16 protein-coding genes are annotated in these 18,720 nt (G+C 50.1%); 14 read left to right on the forward strand and 2 right to left on the reverse strand.

The genetic code is table 11. From position 1 onward, the window contains the following. Positions 1-92 precede the first annotated feature (92 nt). From RCH83_RS09945 to RCH83_RS09970, 6 genes are all read left to right on the forward strand, one after another. Positions 93-1,382: an aspartate aminotransferase family protein gene (locus tag RCH83_RS09945; RefSeq protein ID WP_306521531.1), complete on the forward strand. Its 1,290-nt coding sequence runs from the start codon at positions 93-95 to the stop codon at positions 1,380-1,382. A 1-nt stretch (position 1,383) separates the two neighbouring features. Next, positions 1,384-1,866, forward strand: a complete 483-nt coding sequence (locus RCH83_RS09950) for a type II toxin-antitoxin system RatA family toxin (RefSeq protein WP_306521533.1) — start codon at positions 1,384-1,386, stop codon at positions 1,864-1,866. A 75-nt stretch (positions 1,867-1,941) separates the two neighbouring features. Next, positions 1,942-2,841, forward strand: a complete 900-nt coding sequence (locus RCH83_RS09955; protein WP_306521535.1) for a hypothetical protein — start codon at positions 1,942-1,944, stop codon at positions 2,839-2,841. A 41-nt stretch (positions 2,842-2,882) separates the two neighbouring features. Further along, positions 2,883-4,124 carry a hypothetical protein gene (locus RCH83_RS09960; protein ID WP_306521537.1) on the forward strand — a complete coding sequence of 414 codons (1,242 nt, stop codon included), beginning with the start codon at positions 2,883-2,885 and terminating at the stop codon, positions 4,122-4,124. Between the two features lie 22 nt (positions 4,125-4,146). Further along, the gene (locus RCH83_RS09965) at positions 4,147-4,908 is read left to right on the forward strand and encodes a hypothetical protein (RefSeq protein ID WP_306521539.1); all 762 of its coding nucleotides are present in this window, start codon (positions 4,147-4,149) and stop codon (positions 4,906-4,908) included. Between the two features lie 57 nt (positions 4,909-4,965). Beyond that, on the forward strand, positions 4,966-5,499 hold the full coding sequence (locus RCH83_RS09970; RefSeq protein ID WP_306521541.1) for a phosphatase PAP2 family protein: 534 nt from the start codon (positions 4,966-4,968) through the stop codon (positions 5,497-5,499). Positions 5,500-5,601: 102 nt separating this feature from the next. Here RCH83_RS09970 and RCH83_RS09975 read toward each other — a convergent pair whose 3' ends face one another. Then, entirely contained in the window at positions 5,602-6,714 is a 1,113-nt protein-coding gene (locus tag RCH83_RS09975; RefSeq protein ID WP_306521543.1) for a hypothetical protein, read from the reverse strand. A 357-nt stretch (positions 6,715-7,071) separates the two neighbouring features. Between RCH83_RS09975 and RCH83_RS09980 the strand changes: the two genes are divergently transcribed. Both RCH83_RS09980 and tkt read left to right on the forward strand, forming a co-directional pair. Further along, the gene (locus RCH83_RS09980) at positions 7,072-7,305 is read left to right on the forward strand and encodes a hypothetical protein (protein ID WP_306521544.1); all 234 of its coding nucleotides are present in this window, start codon (positions 7,072-7,074) and stop codon (positions 7,303-7,305) included. A gap of 264 nt (positions 7,306-7,569) precedes the next feature. Next, entirely contained in the window at positions 7,570-9,603 is a 2,034-nt protein-coding gene (gene tkt / locus RCH83_RS09985; RefSeq protein ID WP_373689763.1) for a transketolase, read from the forward strand. A gap of 69 nt (positions 9,604-9,672) precedes the next feature. Here the strand turns inward: tkt and tal are convergent, their stop codons facing one another. Beyond that, a complete protein-coding gene (tal, locus tag RCH83_RS09990) occupies positions 9,673-10,620 on the reverse strand; it encodes a transaldolase (RefSeq protein ID WP_306521546.1) in 948 nt (315 codons plus the stop codon). Between the two features lie 241 nt (positions 10,621-10,861). Between tal and RCH83_RS09995 the strand changes: the two genes are divergently transcribed. The 6 genes from RCH83_RS09995 (at position 10,862) to RCH83_RS10020 (ending at position 18,689) form a co-directional block, all read left to right on the forward strand. After that, entirely contained in the window at positions 10,862-12,532 is a 1,671-nt protein-coding gene (locus tag RCH83_RS09995) for a ribulokinase (RefSeq protein ID WP_306521548.1), read from the forward strand. Continuing rightward, entirely contained in the window at positions 12,529-13,221 is a 693-nt protein-coding gene (locus RCH83_RS10000; protein WP_306521550.1) for an L-ribulose-5-phosphate 4-epimerase, read from the forward strand. The genes RCH83_RS09995 and RCH83_RS10000 overlap by 4 nt, the downstream gene beginning before the upstream one ends. A 28-nt stretch (positions 13,222-13,249) precedes the next feature. After that, positions 13,250-14,746, forward strand: a complete 1,497-nt coding sequence (araA, locus tag RCH83_RS10005; RefSeq protein ID WP_306521552.1) for an L-arabinose isomerase — start codon at positions 13,250-13,252, stop codon at positions 14,744-14,746. A gap of 102 nt (positions 14,747-14,848) precedes the next feature. Next, complete coding sequence (locus tag RCH83_RS10010) at positions 14,849-15,433, forward strand: HAD family phosphatase (RefSeq protein ID WP_306521554.1); 585 nt, start codon at positions 14,849-14,851, stop codon at positions 15,431-15,433. An 82-nt stretch (positions 15,434-15,515) separates the two neighbouring features. Continuing rightward, positions 15,516-16,757: an aldose epimerase family protein gene (locus RCH83_RS10015; RefSeq protein ID WP_306521556.1), complete on the forward strand. Its 1,242-nt coding sequence runs from the start codon at positions 15,516-15,518 to the stop codon at positions 16,755-16,757. 3 nt (positions 16,758-16,760) lie between these two features. Beyond that, on the forward strand, positions 16,761-18,689 hold the full coding sequence (locus RCH83_RS10020; protein WP_306521558.1) for a family 43 glycosylhydrolase: 1,929 nt from the start codon (positions 16,761-16,763) through the stop codon (positions 18,687-18,689). The last annotated feature ends 31 nt before the right edge of the window (positions 18,690-18,720 follow it).

Here is an 18,720-nt window from a genome sequence, read left to right on the forward strand (position 1 = left end):
CATCCACCGTCACGCCACAGTTCAGCACAGTCGCTGTTTGAATGGTGTGAAGGAAAACAATTGGCAATGGTTTAATTCTGAAAGGATTCTGTATGTCTGTAACCCAAATAAACGATGTAAATCAACTGAGCAGTGCCAAAATTGCCGACTTATACCGGCGGCACCTATCCCGGGGCCGGGCCAAAATTTCAGATGTGTTTGGTACTGAAACTGAAATTTCAGCACAAGGTGCCTGGGTGGAAACCCTGGATGGTCAGAAATATCTGAATGCCGGTGGTTATGGTGTGATGTTGTTAGGTGCCCGCCATCCTCATGTTGAAGCGGCGGTGATCAAACAAATTCAAACCAATCCGATAGCTTCGAGAATATTACTTGAACCTCAGGCAGCCCTTGCTGCTGAAGCTTTGTGTCGGGTGGTGCCTCAGGGGCTGGCCCATGTGCATTTTGCCGGGTCCGGCACTGAAGCCACTGAAGCGGCCATTAAAGTGGCCCGGACACTTGGCAAAACACGTTTAATCACCACCATCAACGGTTATCACGGCAAAACCCTTGGTGCTTTGTCGGTCACGGCAAACCGGCTGTATCAGGACCCATTCCGTCCATTATTGCCTGACGTTTCTGCTGTGCCTTTTGGTGATGTAGCAGCAATGGAACAAGCACTGAAAACCGGTCCGCAGGCTTGTGTCATTCTGGAACCGGTGCAGGGTGAAGGTGGCGTCAGGATCCCTGCTTTTGGTTATTTGCAACAAGTGCGCGCGCTTTGCGACAAATATGGCGCTCTGATGGTGCTGGATGAGATCCAAACCGGTATGGGGCGTCTGGGTTATTGGTGGGGGGCAAACAGAGAAAATGTTACGCCGGATATTATGTTGGTTGGGAAAGGTTTGTCCGGTGGCATAGTGCCGGTGTCGGCTATGGTGGCCACAGCTGAAGCCTTCCAGGCCTTTAACAAAGACCCTTTTATTCATACCTCCACTTTTTCCGGTGCACCTATTGCAATGGCTGCAGCCCGCGCCGCGGTGGAAGCTATTATTGCAGACAATCTGGTGTTCAGAGCTGCACAAATAGGTGAAGTATTGTTAGGCCGGATGAAAGAAATAGTGAAAAAACACTGTGCATATCTGGTGGAAGAGGTGCGCGGTGCCGGCTTATTGATTGGTGTCGAAATGAAAGGACCTGGCTTTGCCGGTGCCTTATTGGCTGAAATGATTGAACGCCATTTATTGGTTAATTATTCGTTGAATGCCGGCACAGTACTCAGGTTTACCCCACCGGCCATTATGAATGACGCCGAAGTTGAGTTTTTACTTACGGCCTTTGAAGGCGCCTGTAAAGCGCTGGCGCGGCAATATACCACAGTGAATTCAGTAGGAGCATTTTAAGATGCGGCATGTAGAGATCCATTCTTTTATTCCGGACGCCGAAGCAAATGATGTATTTGATACTCTGGCGGATTTCCGGCATTACGCTGAGTTGGTTGATGTTGTTGTTTCTGTTGATGTTGAAAAACACACAGACGATAACGTGCACAGCAGCTGGGTGGTGAAGTTTAGGAACGGCCTGTTGCGCTGGACAGAAGAAGACTGGTTTCGCCGCGATAAATTGCGGCTTGATTTCAGTCAGATAGAAGGCGATTTTGATGAGTTTTTTGGCGGTTGGGTGTTGGTTGCTGAGCCAGATGGTGTCAAAGCTTCATTAATAGTTGATTTTGATTTTGGCGTGCCATCTTTGGCAAGCATTGTTGATCCTGTGGCAGAGCGCGTGCTGACTGATGTCACCAAACAAATTCTGCGTGGATTATTCGGCGAAAAAGTGTTGTTTGTGGATGAAGCTGTGGAGCAGGTGCAGCAGCTGGCTATAGCTTAAATAACAGGGTTGTTAACGGATGGCGGCTGGTGCTGCCACGACCCGGATCAATACATTGAACTTAGAGGGTTTATTATGAGCAATCAGGACAGTCTGGTTAGTGCGAAAAACAATTTCAGTCAGGCGGCAAAAAGTGCGGCAGAGCAGTTGTATCAACATCACGCATCCGATGAAACAGTGCCACAAGGGCAGTTAAAAACGGACCTGAGTTTGCGGCAGTTAAAACGTGCCATGCAAATTATGTTTGCTAAAAATACTTTACCACGCAAGAAGTTACCAATCCGGTTAGATTTAACCGAATTCAGGTCTGCCGACTTTCAATATGACCGTTCTTCCACCCAGCAAGTGGCAGACCGGCTCAAACCCCTGCCTTTGTCAGGCGATGGTATGAAATGGATTTACCATTATGACGGTGAACTTTGTGTGCAGTTTTATGGTGTACGTCATGTTGATATCAACTACGACGATTTAGTGCGCAAAATAGAGATCAGCCGGGTTGGTGATTGTTTCCGCGACGTGATTGGTATTAATACTGAAGTGCTGAAACGGGATGGGTTAGGCCGCCCTGTGCTACAAATTGAGCGTATCGCTGCTTTGGCACAACCTGCGTATTCGGCTTTTCTCGGCAAAGATGAGCTGGATGTGTATAAGCTGGAATTCCAGGAATATCATCAGGATCAGGTGATCAACTGGATGAGAACTGTCTGTAGTCCGAATGCTTCTACAGTTGCAGACGACAGTTATCTGTCTTTATCCCGGTTACCGGATGGCAAAACCAAAATTGAATTTGTTGCATTACAGCAGTTTCCATTACCACGCATTATGGTTTTCCTCGGATTCAGCCGCTGGAAATGGTTCCGTGAGCTGTTAACCCGGTTTGCTTATAAAGCATTTTGGTACACCACATCAGACAATATTCTGGCGCGGTATTACGGCAAAGATTTTGAAATCGGTTGCGCAAAAGCCAAAAAGTAACGCAGGCAATCGGATTAATGCAGACGAGGACAAATGGGCACATGGTATTTCCGTATGAGTTTCACATCGCTTTAGATGGTAACGGTCTGAATGGTCTGGAGGGGAGAGCGGGCGTTTGTGTGTTCCGCTACAACCCACAAACCGATGACTACAACTTTGATATAAAGTTTTACGACGGCATGGCCGGTGGGCATGCCATTAGTATCAGTCCGGATCGCCGGACTGGTTTTTTGGGTAGCACAGCCCAGCACCTGATGTTTTATGACACTGCAACACTGCAGGAATTAAGCAGAATTTCGACCTTACGTTTTGAAGCAACAGATTCGTCGATCAAAGGCAGTACCCATGCGGTCTGGCTGAATAATTCGCAGGTGATAGTCACTATTGGTAATGGTCTGTGGCAGTTTGATTTAAATAATCCCGAACAGCCGGTCCGGCTCTGTGACCACGGGCTGAAAGTGCCACATGCGCTGAAAATGACGGCGTCCAGGCGTTATCTGGTGTATGGCGGTATGGACCACCCGGTGTTGGGTGAAGGTTGTGAAGTTGGTATCTTTGACCTTGAAACCAGAACGACCAAAAGAGTTGTGCTGCCAACCACTTGCTGGCATGTGGTTTGTGATCCTGTCACAGATAAGTTTTATGCATTGTCTTTTCGGGTGCAGCCTCAGGATGGTCATAATTACCATGAATGGTCTATTGCCCAGTTTAAAGAGTATGCCTATGAAATTGACGCAGCCACAGGCACTGTAGTGCGGCACTGGGCCACGGGGCAGGATACTCATGCCCATGTCAATTCAGATGTCTGCCTGTCAGATCAGGAACTTATTTATTGTAACGGTGCCAGTGGCACCATCATGATGATAGACCGGAAAAGCTTGTCTTCGTATCGTATTCTGGATGCACGACCTGACTTTTTCAGCCGTTTAGGTGCAACCCGGCAACGATTGCGCACCATTCTGGATTCGTTGACCCGGGGTTCTATTTTTACCCATGGTCATCAGCATCTCAGAGCCATTCTGGTGTCGCGTGGTGCTTTTCTGGATTCAGTGTATGGTTGTCAGTTGTCTGCTAACCAGGGGTTGTTGTTTACCGCAAACCGGGGCCTGAATTCTATTACCATTTACAACTATCCGGCCAACACTGTGAAATTTACTGTGAAGATGCCGTCATTGCAGGAGTTTGATCAGACTTTGCATTGGTGGAGTGATCCAAGGCTTGGTTTTCATCACAGCATTTTGTTAAGTCCACAACAGCCGGATGCAACACCACCTTCCCTTTAACAGAGCAACAGGTTTGTTATCTATGCGAGACGTTATTACCAATATTGCCAGAGCACCCCGGATCTTTTTTGCCAAACAAAGGGTGGTGCGTGAGTTAAAACCTTTGTTGATTGATATTCAGCAATATCAACCAGCTGATTACGAAAAAATCATCCCGGTGTTACGTGATATTGAGCAGCAGTTATTGGCGGTGCCGCCGAATAAAGCCGGGATGCGCTGGATCCATCAGCAGGATACGGTTTATTTTTATGGTGAACGTGATTTTGCTTTGCCTTATGACGATTTTATCCAAAAAGTGGATATTACCCATGCCGGTAAGTTTTATCGGGATTCGGTCAGTACTGATACCAAAGTGGTTCTGACGGATCCGCAGGCAAGGGCTGTGCATCAGGTGGTGCGGATTGTGGCTTTGCCACAGCCAAACTATGCGGCTTTTATGGGCAAAGGGGATCTGGATGTATACAAGCTGGAGAAAATTGACTACAGCGACGATGAACAAAAAGTCTGGATGTACACGGTTTTTAGCCCCAATGGTTCGGCCTTGTGTGACGACGGCTATTTGTCGTTTAAAAAAATAGCCGGTGGTGCAGGCACCAGAGTTGCCTTTCTGGCGTGTCAGAATTTCCCTGTCCCGCCAGTGATGGCTCTGCTGCAACTGGATAAATGGCATTGGCTGAAGAAGCAGCTGACGGAACATGCCTATCAGGTGTTTTGCAACCAAATGTTTAATAACATTAAAGATTGTTATGCAGGGATCCGTTTTGATGTCGGCAGGGACGCATAGTTGATGCAGCAGAAGGTGCCTTTTTTATCAGGCACTGCCACAAGGAAAGGTGTACTGATGAACACAGTCAATCACAGCAGATTTTATGCAAGACTGTTAAAGTCGATCCATCAGGCAGACCTCTGTCTGCTTGGGAAAACCCAAGGTATCAAAGATATTCAGGGTTTTGTGCCCTGTTGCCGTTATATATCAATTTCGGCCGATGGACCTTTGTATGTTCTGCTTGGCTTATTTTTACTGTATTTAGAACATTATGATATTGTCAAACTGGTGGTTGTTGCTTTTATTATTGAACGGGTTATTTATTTTTCTACCAAAAATATCTGCAGACGGGACAGGCCGGCAGATTGTATTGAAGGTTTTTGTTGTACCGTTGTCCCGCAGGATAAATTTAGTTTTCCATCAGGTCATACGTCGGCGGCCTTTTTGATTGCAGGCACTTTGGGTGTCTGGTATCCATGGGCTTTACCTGTGTTATATGGCTGGGCACTCTGGGTGGCCTTATCCAGAGTAGTACTTGGTGTGCATTTTCCATCAGACACTGTGGCAGGTGCAGCCCTGGGTGCTTCTGTCGCTGCTCTGGTGCTTTGATAAACACCATGCAGCTGCTGTTTTTGCTGCGCCTGAGCAGGCGACAACCCAAAGTTAAAAGCGCCGTATTCATACAGCACCATCTTTGTTAAGCAACAAAAGTCAGGCGCTGTTTTTCATTTCTATATAACTGACCACAGCAGCAATGGCGTCATTCACCTGACGATTGTCTTGCCAGTCCAGTGAGTTCCAGTCGATGCCCAGTTCCAGTTCAAACACATTCACCGACAACAATGTTTTTAATACATCCACTGAGGTAATGGGAGCTATACGGTAGGTTTTGGGGTTTTGTTTTGGTTTAGTATCGGATTCTTTTAAGATGGCTTTTTTGATCAGCTGATTGATTGCGGTTTTATGATCGATGTTCAGCGCTGTAATGTTGTGTTTTCTTTTATAAGAATTTTCAATCGACAACACCATTTTTTTCATTTTTATAAAGGGTTGGGCATAACCATGATGATAAGCATCCAGCACAGCAGCATACCTTGTTAACACATTATAATTATCAAAAGCGCCCATAGAGACACCCAGAATACTGGCGCATTCTTTCACCGTCAGTACTTTTCCTTCCTGGCGTTGCCGCATACTGCTCAGGGTTTCAATTTCAAGCATAGCGTCTTTAAATGCCTGCAGTTTGCCATACTGGGGCAAATCTTCCCTGCTGGCATTTTCCTGAAATTGTTTGGTTTTTGGCAATGCCGGGCGGGACAGGTACAGCTTAAAATGGGCAGCACTATCGAGACCGTTGGCATATAACATGGCAAAAAAACGGCGGTGCCCGGTCAGGATCTGATAACCGCCATCTTCAGTTGGATAGATAGTAGGGACCTGAATAATTTCCGACACTGCGATATTGCTTGCCAGTTCGGTAATTGACTCAATGGTTTTGTTAGCTTTTTTCCAGTCTGGTGAATTGTATTTAAAACAATTCACTATACATGCTTTGCCAATTACAACTTTGTTTTCGGCATCATAACGGGCAATCAGCTGGCTTTTGGTTATTTTTTTTGTCGCGACCTGATAAGCATCCTGATTTGGAATAATCACCACAGGAAGAAATCTGGGGTTGGTAGAGTCCGGGCGTATTTTGTTCAGGAAAATGGACTTGTACTCATAAGGTTGTTCAACCATCAATTTATCAAAATTAACTCTGTTGAGTTCAGCAGACAGTTGTTGTTCTAACGACAAAATGTACAAAGTCAGTCCTCCGACCATTCAATACGACGCGCCTAGTATAGACAGAGTGCAGATGCCTGCCAAGCGCCTCTGTTTGTGGTGTGTTCACTGCAGAGGTATAGCTCAGGGCCGTTTTTACGCAGCTGAGCTGCTGTTGTACTCTGGTTCAGTTTGACTTTTTTTCTGAAATACCTTTATCGGGGATTTATATTAAGTTGTTGATTTTTAGAATGAAAAACAACATTCATCACTGGTCGTGCTGTTTTGTCAGATAAGTATCAGAAATTTGTCAGGTCTTTATCTTCGTTTAATAGATTGTGTGCGCGGGGGCTGTGTTATCACATTGCCCCAGACCCAACAAATGGATTTTGGGTAAACAATCAATGAGAGTAGCGCATGAAAGTGAATACCAATTCTTCTATGACCCGGCAGATTGATGTTGAGGAAATGACGTCAAATCAAATGTTCATCAACCTGTTTGAACAAGCTTATGCACTGGGACGGCAAGATGTTATCGATGGTTTTCATATCGACCCTAAACTTGCTTTTGAAAACTTTATTACCAGTCATTTTGCCTTGATGGCAGAGCAAAGCAGCAATACGGCTGAGGGTGAGCTGAGCCAAATTTAACTGCCTTGGTTGCTAAGTTGCGCCAACAGGGTGTGTTGCTGCACTTTGTATTGTCAGCAGCTGCTGTGCTTTGCCACCTCTCCCCGGTGTGAACTACAGGCATAGCAGCACGCTGCCTGATCTGTCAGCCTGTTGGTGTTGTGGATCTGACAACACCAACAGGCTGCAGTTTATTCTTCGCTTGCCCTTGTCACTGTGCTGACATTTTGTCATGATTAATTGTAATACAATATTAATAGTGATGGATAATGACTGGGGAACATCATGAGTGATGCGGTAAAGAACAAAATGCTGGCAAATGCGGTTCGGGTGCTGGCGATGGATGCGGTACAACAGGCTAAGTCCGGTCATCCGGGTGCCCCTATGGGCATGGCCGATATTGCCACTGTGCTGTGGCGTGATTTTTTAAAACATAACCCAAAAGACCCGGCCTGGGCTGATCGCGACCGTTTTGTGTTGTCAAACGGCCATGGCTCTATGTTGTTGTATGCACTGTTGCATCTGACGGGTTATGACCTGCCAATCAGCGAGCTCAAACGTTTTCGGCAGCTGCATTCAAAAACACCGGGCCATCCGGAATATGGTTATACACCAGGTGTCGAAACCACCACTGGGCCACTTGGCGCCGGCATTGCCAATGCGGTCGGCATGGCGGTGGCGGAAAAAACGCTGGCAGCACAGTTTAACCAACCGGGTTTTGCCTTAGTGGACCACTTCACTTATTGTTTCCTTGGTGACGGTTGCCTGATGGAAGGGCTGTCGCATGAAGCCTGCTCGCTGGCCGGTACGCTTAAGCTTGGTAAACTGATTGCGTTTTGGGATGACAATGGCATTTCGATTGATGGTCATGTTGAAGGCTGGTTTACCGACCACACGCCACAACGTTTTGCCGCTTATGGCTGGCAGGTGATTAGCGATGTCGACGGCCACGATGCCGCCGCTATTGCTGCGGCTATCCGCCAGGCGCAGGCCAATACCAGCCAGCCGACGCTGATTTGTTGTAAAACCGTCATTGGTTTTGGCTCGCCAAATAAAGCTGGTACTCATGATTGTCATGGTGCGCCTTTAGGGGAGGCTGAAGTACAAGCGGTGCGGCAACAACTTGGCTGGCCCTGGCCGGCCTTTGAAGTGCCGGCCGATATTGCGGCGTTGTGGGATCAACGCAGCAAAGGCGAGTCAAGGCAACAGACCTGGCAGCAACTGTGGCTGCGTTATCAGGCGGAATTTCCGCAACTTGCCGGGCAGTTCAGCCGCCGCGTGCTCAATGCTGAACTGCCAGTCGATTTTGCCGCAGTGGCCAAGGCGCATATTCTGACTTGTCAGCAACAGGCACAGGCGATAGCCACCCGCAAAGCGTCACAACAAAGTATTGCGGTGTTTGCCAAAGTGTTGCCGGAAATTCTCGGCGGTTCAGCCGATTTAGCCGGTTCTAACCTGACCTTATGGCCTGAAGCCAAAGCGTTGCATCAACACAAGGACGGCAATTATTTGCATTATGGCGTGCGCGAATTTGGCATGAACAGCATCATGAACGGTGTGGCGTTGCACGGCGGTTTTATTCCTTTTGGCGGCACTTTTCTGATGTTTATGGAATATGGCCGCAATGCAGTGCGCATGGCCGCGTTGATGGGCATTCAGAGTATTTTTGTGTACACCCACGATTCTATTGCCCAAGGTGAGGACGGACCAACCCATCAGCCGGTGGAGCAAGTGCCGAATTTGCGTTTAACACCGAACCTATCAACCTGGCGGCCAGCTGACGCCACCGAAACTGCTGTGGCATGGCAGCATGCGTTGAAGCGTAAAAATGGCCCGACGGCGCTGGTATTAAGCCGGCAAAATACCGAGGCTGTGGTGCCAGCGGATCTGGATATCAGCTTCATTCAGCGTGGTGCTTATGTTGTAAAAGAGAGTGAAGCTGTGCAAAGCAAGACTGCAGGCGGTATACCTGCACTGATTTTATTAGCTACTGGCGCTGAAGTGGGGCTGGCGCTGCAGGCTTATGAACAACTGGCAGACGCCGGTGTGGCGGTGCGGCTGGTGTCGATGCCAAGCACTGATGTGTTTGATGCACAGGATGCAGCCTATCAGGCTGCAGTATTGCCGCTTGGCAGTAAAATTCTGGCGATTGAAGCGGCGCATCAGGACTACTGGTACAAATACACCGGCCGCGACGGCGCCATTATCGGCATGCGCAGTTTTGGTGAATCGGCTCCAGGCCCGGTATTGATGCAACATTTTGGTTTTAGTCCGGCCAATATTGTTGCTCAAGCAAACGCCTTACTGGCGGGTGTATAGGGGCCGGTTGTAAGCTGTGGAGTAGTTGAGTGCTGCGTTTTGTCTGACAAAACGCAGCACCTATGGTCGTTACAGTCCCCGTAAAATCTGTTCTAACTTCTGCTGGTCGGCAGCAAACTGGCGGATGCCCTCCTGCAGTTTGTCGCTGGCCATTTGGTCTTCCAGCATTTGCCAGCGGAATTGCGCTTCGGTCAGGGTAGCAGGCGTAGCTGCGGCCGGGACATCGGCATGCAACCGGCGTGTTATCTGGCCTGTGCTGTTGGCCAGTTCCTGCAATAATGCCGGGCTGATAGTCAGGCGGTCGCAGCCGGCCAACTGGCGAATTTCTTCGCTGTTGCGAAAACTGGCACCCATTACAATAGTGGGGTAGCGGTGAGTTTTAAAATACTGGTATACCCGACGCACAAACAACACGCCCGGGTCCTGTTCACCACTAAAATCTTGCTCCGGTTGCTGCTTTTTGTACCAGTCCAGAATACGGCCAACAAAAGGCGAAATTAAGTAGCTGCCGGCCTCGGCACAAGCGCGGGCCTGGGCAAAACTGAAGATCAGCGTCAGATTACACCGCACGCCTTGTTGTTCCAGTACCCGCGCCGCCTGAATACCTTCCCAGGTTGCGGCAATTTTAATCAGTACGCGGCTGATGTCTGAGCCTTGCGCCTGATACAGCTCCAGCAGCTGATGGGCTTTTTCAATGGTTGCCATGGTATCAAAAGATAAACGGGCATCCACTTCGGTTGAAACATAACCCGGTACCTGCGCCATCAATTGCTGACCAATCAGCACCGCAAGTTTGTCGGCAGCGAGGGTAATGCGGGCATCACCCTCAGTGGTTGCTGCAGCCCACTGCAAAGCTTCAGCTGCCAGATGGCGGTATTGCGCCTGTTCAATCGTTTTTAAAATCAACGACGGGTTGGTGGTGGCGTCCTGCGGTTGATACAGCTTAATAGCGGCAAAATCACCGGTATCTGCGACTACAGTGGTCAGCTGCTTTAACTGGCTTAATTGGTCCGACATAACTCCCTCATTTATCATATTTAATTGGGTGAAATCTGCTGCTAATGCAACATGCACTGGTTGATTTTTTTCTTTGACCTGTATTGACCTCTTGCTGCAGCCCTTACCAGTCAACATAAACTCATAAAACACTCAGAGAAAATCAAAATATATTTTTATATGATCTTTACAGCCCTCTAATGGTGATATTATCATACAATTAATGTTCTGTGATGTCGATGCTGACAATAAAAAGGTGCTTATGTCGCTTTATGTAATTGGGATTGATTATGGCTCGGACTCGGTGCGGGCTTTGCTGGTCGATACAACAGACGGCCGCGAACTGGCCAGTGCTGTGGTGAACTATCCGCGCTGGAGTCAGGGTTTGTATTGTGAACCGGGTCGTGACCAGTTCCGTCAGCATCCACAGGATTACCTTGACAGCCTGGAGCAGGTACTGCAGGCCTTGTGGCAACAAGCACCACAAGGCAGTGCCGCCAAAGTGGTCGGCTTGAGTGTCGACACTACAGGCTCGACACCTGTGGCTATTAACAGCGCCGGTGTGCCTTTGGCGTTATTGCCGGAATTTGCGCAAAACCCGAATGCGATGTTTGTCTTGTGGAAAGACCACACCGCAGTGGCTGAGGCGGCCGAAATTACCACTGCAGCCAATGCTTATGCCGCGCGTGGTGCCGGGCCAAATTATCTGCAGTTTATCGGTGGTATTTATTCATCTGAATGGTACTGGGCCAAAGCGTTGCATGTGCTGCGTCAGGACGCAGCGGTAAGGGCTGCAGCTTATAGCTTTGTTGAACATTGCGACTGGATCACGGCAGTGTTGACCGAGACCACGGCGCCGGCCGATTTTTATCTGGGCCGCTGCGCCGCCGGTCACAAAATGATGTGGCACCAAAGCTGGGGCGGTTTCCCGCCCAATGATTTTTTTGCCGGTATTGATCCCGTACTGGACGGTTTTACTGAGCGCCTGAATGCAGACACCAGAACTTCCGATTTAACCGCAGGTCGTTTGTGTGCTGAATGGGCGCAGCGTCTCGGTCTGCCGCGTGGTATTGCGGTCGGATATGGCGCTTTTGACTGCCATATGGGGGCCGTCGCCGCCAATGTGCGGCCAGGCGTGCTGACCAAAGTGATGGGCACTTCTACCTGCGATATTACAGTTGCCAGCCCGGCGTTACTGGCCGGCAAATCAGTGCGTGGTATTTGTGGTCAGGTTGATGGCTCGGTGTTACCGGGCATGATTGGACTGGAAGCCGGTCAGTCGGCTTTTGGTGATTTATATGCTTGGTTTCGCGACCTGCTGAGTTTTCCGCTGCAGTTACTGGGTCAGCAGTTGACGCCCGCGGCGCTGGCCGGGCTGGAAGCGCAGATAATTCCCGCTTTGTCGTTGCAGGCGGCAACTTTCAAACCTGGTCAAACCGGCATTACCGCACTGGATTGGGTTAATGGCCGGCGCACGCCCGATGCCAGTCAGCGGGTGGCGATGGCGATCAGCGGCCTGAAAATGGGTAGCCAGGCGCCGCAAATTTTCCGCGCTTTGGTTGAGGCAACGGCGTATGGCTCGCGCGCTATTACCGAACGTTTTCGCGAGCAGGGTGTGCCTGTTGATTCCATTGTGGTGATTGGTGGCATTTCGAAAAAATCACCGCTGGTGATGCAGATTTGTGCCGATGTCTGGAACTGCGACATTGCTGTGCTCGACAGCGAACAAAGCTGCGCCTTGGGTGCTGCCATTTTTGCGGCAGTGGCGGCTGGTGTGTTCCCTTCAGTTGCTGCCGCGCAGCAGGTGATGGCATCGCCGGTATGCCAGACCTACAAACCCAATGCGGAAGATGCCGCCATTTACGACCGCCTATACCAGCAATATCAGCAGCTTGGTGCTTTTGTGGATGCAAAAGCACAGGAGGGCATATGAGTTACACCGAATTAAAACGTGCAGTCTTTGAAGCGAATTTAGAGCTGCAAAAACGCGGCCTGGTGATTTACACCTTTGGCAATGTGTCACAAATCGACCGCGCCAAAGGGGTCATTGCGATAAAACCCAGTGGTGTGGCGTATGAAGATATGCGCGCTGACGACATGGTGATTGTTGATTTGGATAACCAGATTGTCGAAGGCAAATTACGCCCTTCATCGGATACCAAAACTCACACTCATTTATACCGCCATTTTGCGGAGATTGGTGGTGTCACCCACACCCATTCAACTTATGCCACCGCCTGGGCGCAGGCCAAATTGCCTATTCCTTGCCTGGGCACCACCCATGCTGATTTTGTTTATGGCGCAGTGCCCTGCACCGGCGAAATGAGCATGGAGCAGGTGGCGCGCGACTATGAAGAAGAAACCGGCGTGCAGATAGTGCGGGCTTTTGCTGAGCTGGATCCATTGGCGGCCCCTATGGTGGTGGTCGCCGGCCATGCACCTTTTAGCTGGGGCAAAGATGCAGCGAAATCTGTCTATCACGCAGTGATCCTCGAGGAAATTGCGCGAATGGCTTATTTAACCCGCACCCTGGCACCGCAAGGCGACCTGCTGGCCCGTGCGGTAATGGACAAACATTATTTCCGTAAACACGGCAAAAACGCTTATTACGGTCAGGCGTAAGCCGGCCGCAGCCAAGAGGAATTTGAAGATGATGAATACTAAAGAAGTCTGGTTTGTCACCGGTTCACAACATTTATATGGTCCTAAGGTGCTGCAAACCGTAGCACAGGACAGTGAAATTATTGTGGCTGGCCTGAATCAGAGTGGCAAATTGCCGGTGCAGCTGGTGCTGAAACCGACGGTAAAAAGCCCGGAAGAAATTTTTGCAGTGTGCCAGCAGGCCAATGCCAACCCTGATTGTGTGGGTCTGGTGCTGTGGATGCATACTTTTTCGCCGGCAAAAATGTGGATAGCAGGCTTGAATGAACTGCGTAAGCCGTTCCTGCATTTACATACCCAGTTTAATGCTGAGTTGCCGTGGGCTGAGATCAACATGAACTACATGAACACACACCAGAGTGCACATGGTTGTCGTGAGTTTGGTTTTATCGGTACAAGAATGCGCAAAGAACGCAAAGTGGTGGTGGGTCACTGGCAAAATCCGCAAGTGGTGCAGGACATTGACGACTGGTGCCGCGCTGCTATGGGCTGGGCCGAAAGCCGTTCGTTAAAAGTGGCGCGTTTTGGCGACAATATGCGTCAGGTGGCTGTGACCGAAGGCGACAAAGTGGCGGCGCAAATTCAGTTTGGTTATGAAGTTCATGCTTACAGCCTGGCCGATTTAGTCGCGGTGGTCGATGCCGTCAGCGACAGTGACATCAACAGCCAGCTTGAGTTATACCGGCAGGATTATGACATTGCGCCGGCAGTGTTCAGCGATGAATACGCGCTGCAGATGTTAAAAAACGAAGCGCGGCTTGAACTTGGTATGCGCAGTTTCCTCGATAAAGGTGGTTTTAAAGCCTTTACCAACTGCTTTGAAAATCTGGCTGGCCTGAGTGGTTTACCTGGTCTTGCCACCCAGCGTCTGATGGCGCAGGGTTATGGTTATGGCGCCGAAGGCGACTGGAAAACCTCGGCTATGGTGCGCATTATGAAAGTGATGGGCCAGGGCCGCGCCGGTGGTTGTTCTTTTATGGAGGATTACACCTATAACTTTGGCAGCCGTGACCAGGTGTTAGGCGCCCATATGCTGGAAGTTTGCCCGTCGATTGCAGCCGCCAAACCCCGGCTTGAAGTGCACCGCCATACCATAGGTGTAAAATGTGACGTGGCGCGTTTGTTGTTTAGTGCTGCACCAGGCCCGGCCATTAACGTGTCGCCTATAGACTTGGGTAACAGATTCCGCATTCTGATCAATGAAGTAGACACTGTTGTGCCACCGGCAGGCACACCACAGTTGCCAGTAGCCTCAGCTTTATGGGAACCTAAACCGAACTTAAGTGTGGCCGCTGCGGCCTGGATCCACGCCGGTGGTGCGCACCACACTGTGTTTAGTCAGGCAGTGACCACAGATATGGTGGTGGATTTTGCCGAAATGGCAGGCGTCGAGACTGTGATCATTGACGACGCTACCAATATCCGTCAGCTGAAAAACGAACTGCGGCAAAGCTCAGCTTATTATTTCCTGAAGCAGGGGCTGTAATATCGGCCGGTGTTGCCTTTGATGGAATGAACAACAGGCCTTTGGGCCTGTTGTTGTTTTGGGATTGGATAACTAGAAATTGGCAACTATCAGGGAGCACAGATGCTGGATTTAACAGCTTATCAGGCCATTGTTTTTGATATGGATGGCACCTTAATTGATTCAATGGGCAGCCATGGCATTGCCTGGCGCCAGACGTGCGAGCGTTATGGTTATCCGTTTGACCCGGTATATATGCATAATCTGGGTGGTGTGCCGACCGATCAGACAGTGGTATTGCTGAATGAAAAATATGGCTTGTCGCATGACGTCCGGGAAGTTGCGCAGCTCAAACGGGAGCTGTGGGAAAAGCTGGATGAGGTGCCAAGCCTTATTCCGGCCACAGTTGAGCTGCTGCAGCATTATAGTGGCAGGTTAAAAATTGGTATTGGCACCGGTGCCGACCGCAGTCATGCGCTGAAAATGCTGCAACAAACCGGTTTATTGGCGCTGGTGGATACAGTGGTCACTGCCACAGATGTTGATCAAGGCAAACCCCATCCGGAAACCTTTTTAACTGTGGCGGCGCAGCTTGGCGTGGCACCACAACACTGTGTGGTGTTTGAAGATACCGCTATAGGTCAGCAGGCAGCAGCAGCTGCTGGTATGGACTGTATTCTGGTGCAAAACGGTGAGCTGCAGTTTTAACACCGAAAACATCTTGTCTAACAACCTCTAATTGTATTATAAAAGTACAAAATATAGTTAGCCACTCAGACAAGGTGTGATCATGACATTTAAGCAACCCTGGGCCAAAGGTCCGCTGCCGTTGTTTTTCGGCGCTTGTATTTGTATACAACTGGCGGGCTGTGGCCCGGCGCCTGCACCAACTCAGTCATCAGGCGCAGCTGCACAAGCAACAACAGCATCTCCCTCAGACGTTCAGCAGGAAATAAAAGTCATGCGCCCCGAAGTTACACAAAAGCCATTTGGCCAGCTGGCCGACGGCCGTGAAGTAAGTTTATACACTCTGAAAAATGCCAATGGCATTGAACTGGATGTGACCAATTATGGTGGCATTATTACGCGGCTGGTCACGCCGGATGCCAAAGGCCAACGTGCTGACATTGTGCTTGGTTACGACAACCTGGCGCAGTATCTGGAAAATAACCCATATTTTGGGGCCATTATCGGTCGTTATGGCAACCGTATTGCTGCGGGCAAATTTGTTTTAAACGGCACCAGTTATCAGCTTGCCACCAATGATGGCGCCAATCATTTACATGGAGGTGTGCAGGGTTTTGATAAAAAACTCTGGGACGCCAAAACCTTTGTACAGCACGACGCCGTCGGTGTGGTGCTGAGCCTGCTCAGCCCGGACGGCGACCAGGGTTATCCGGGTAATCTGCAGGTTGAAGTCACCTACACACTAGCCAACAACAACGAGCTGCAAATGTTGTTTACCGCCACGACCGACAAAACCACAGTGGTGAACCTGACGCAGCACAGTTATTTTAATCTGGCAGGTCAAGGCGATATTCTGAGTCACGAGTTGACCATTCCGGCCGAAAAAATCACGCCTGTGGCGGCTGGTCTGATCCCGACCGGGCAACTACAGCATGTCGCCGGTACCCCTTTTGATTTTCGCAGCAGCAAAGCTATAGGCCGTGATATCACCGCCGATGATGCCCAGCTGAAACTTGGCCAGGGTTATGACCATAACTTTGTGCTGAAAAATACACCGGATAAAGAACTGGTGCTGGCCGGTCTGGTGCTGGAGCCAAAAAGTGGCCGTGTGTTGGAAGTGCTGACTGACGATATTGCAGTGCAGTTTTACTCCGGCAATTTCCTTGATGGCAGTATCCAGGGCAAAGGCCGGACTTATGGCCATCGGAGTGGTTTTTGTTTAGAGCCGCAGCATTTCCCCGATGCACCCAATCAGCCGGATTTTGCTACGACTGTGCTGGAGCCAGGCCAGCAATATCAGAGCCGTATTGTGTACCGGTTCAGTACACAAGCTGCGAAGGAGTAATATATGAGTCCTCTTCAATGGCAGGCCTGCGCTCTGGCCTTATCAACCAGCTTACTGGCCATGCCGGTAACAGTGCTGGCAAAAGAACAGCCCCGGCTTGCCCAGGCTGCAGCAACAAAGGCGGGTGCCTTTAGTAACCCTTTGTTTGATAACGGTGCTGATCCCTGGCTGGAGTATTTTGACGGCAACTATTATCTGACCACCACCACCTGGACTTCACAACTGGTGATGCGTAAATCACCAACCCTGGCCGGCCTTGCCAAAGCAACGCCAGTCTATGTCTGGTCGGACACTGATCCGAAACGTTGTTGTAATTTTTGGGCTTTTGAATTTCACCGCTTAAAAGGGCCCAATGGTTATCGCTGGTATCTGATGTATACAGCAGGTCAGGATGGCACTTTGGATCATCAACATCTGAACGTGCTGGAAAGTGCCGGTGACGACCCGATGGGGCCTTATCAGTACAAAGGCGCCATGATGCCGGACAGCTGGAACATTGACGGCAGTTACCTCGAACACAATGGCAATTTGTATCTGTTGTATTCGCAGTGGCAGGGCGACGAACAGCTGAATCTGATTGCGCAGATGGACAACCCCTGGACCTTAACGGCCGGCAAACAGCATCAGGTGCTGACCCGGCCCGTGCTTGGCTGGGAAACCAGTGGCCGCAAAGTGACTGAAGGCGCAGCGGCCCTGAAATACAACGGCCGCACCTTTGTGACTTATTCAGCCAGTTTTTGCGACACAGCAGATTATAAACTTGGTCTGATGGAGCTGGTCGGGGATGATGCGCTTAACCCCGCGCATTGGAAAAAACACGATAAACCAGTGTTCAGCCGCACCGGACAAGTGTTTGGCCCTGGTCATAACGGCTTCTTTAAATCGCCGGATGGCAAAGAACATTGGCTGGTTTATCACGGCAACGACAAGGCCAGCCAGGGTTGTGGTGCCAGCCGTTCATTACGGGCGCAAAAGTTCAGCTTTGACCCCAAAGGCCTGCCGCTATTTGGCGAGCCGCTGGCGCCCGGCATTCAGGTGGCGCGGCCATCCGGTGAACAAGGCCCGCGTATTGGTAAAGTGCAGGGGCTGGCCTACCGGTTGCGTGATAAAAACTCCGGCCTGTGTTTGGCCACGAGCCAGCCTGATGATAAAGCGGGCAGAAAAACCGCTCAGTCACAGCTGGCAGCTTGTGATAAAGCCAACCTCTGGCAGCCGGACGCCATGGCAACAGCAGCAGTGCGTCTGGTCGACAGCGCTTCGGGCCAGGTGCTTGCAGGCGCCGGTCATCTGGAAACAAAAGGTGTTAATGCCGCTGAATTACAGCCATGGCGTGATCAAAACCAGCAGCAATGGCAGTTTAACGCGACTGCTGATGGTTGGTCTTCATTGCACAATCTGGCGAATAACCAGACTTTATCTTGTGGCACTGGTCATAAAAACTGCGGCCCATGGCAACTGTTGCCACAGGGCGTGTTTGCGCTGATCAGCCAACAATCCGGCAAGGTGTTAACGGCAGGGGGTTGTGACAAGGCGGCAGCCAACGAGGCCTTAGTGACACAACAACGCTGGCGCGGCGAGCCTTGTCAACAATGGCAGGCCTTTGTGCTGCCAGAGCAAACAACAGGCGGTGCTGCGGAACAAACCAGGCTTGCCGGTTTGCAGTTTAAATCACAACAGCAGCCGGAACTTTGCCTGGCCATACAAGAGGATGCGGTGGTGCCCGGTGCCAAACTGGTGCAAAGCAGTTGCAAGGCCAAAACCGCAGCCTGGCAGCTGAGTTTTGGCAAGGGGGGGGCTTTGTTGCTCAGTAATAGTTACAGCAAGCAGGTGCTGGATCTGGCCAGCTGTGGTCTTGCCGACGGAACCATGCTGGCTCAGGCACCGGCCAATGGCACTGCTTGCCAGCTGTTTCACCTGAGAGCAGTGCAATAAGTTCCAGCTAAGGCACAGCAGCAAGGACATA

This window comes from Rheinheimera sp., assembly GCF_030824435.1.
Taxonomy (GTDB): domain Bacteria; phylum Pseudomonadota; class Gammaproteobacteria; order Enterobacterales; family Alteromonadaceae; genus Pararheinheimera.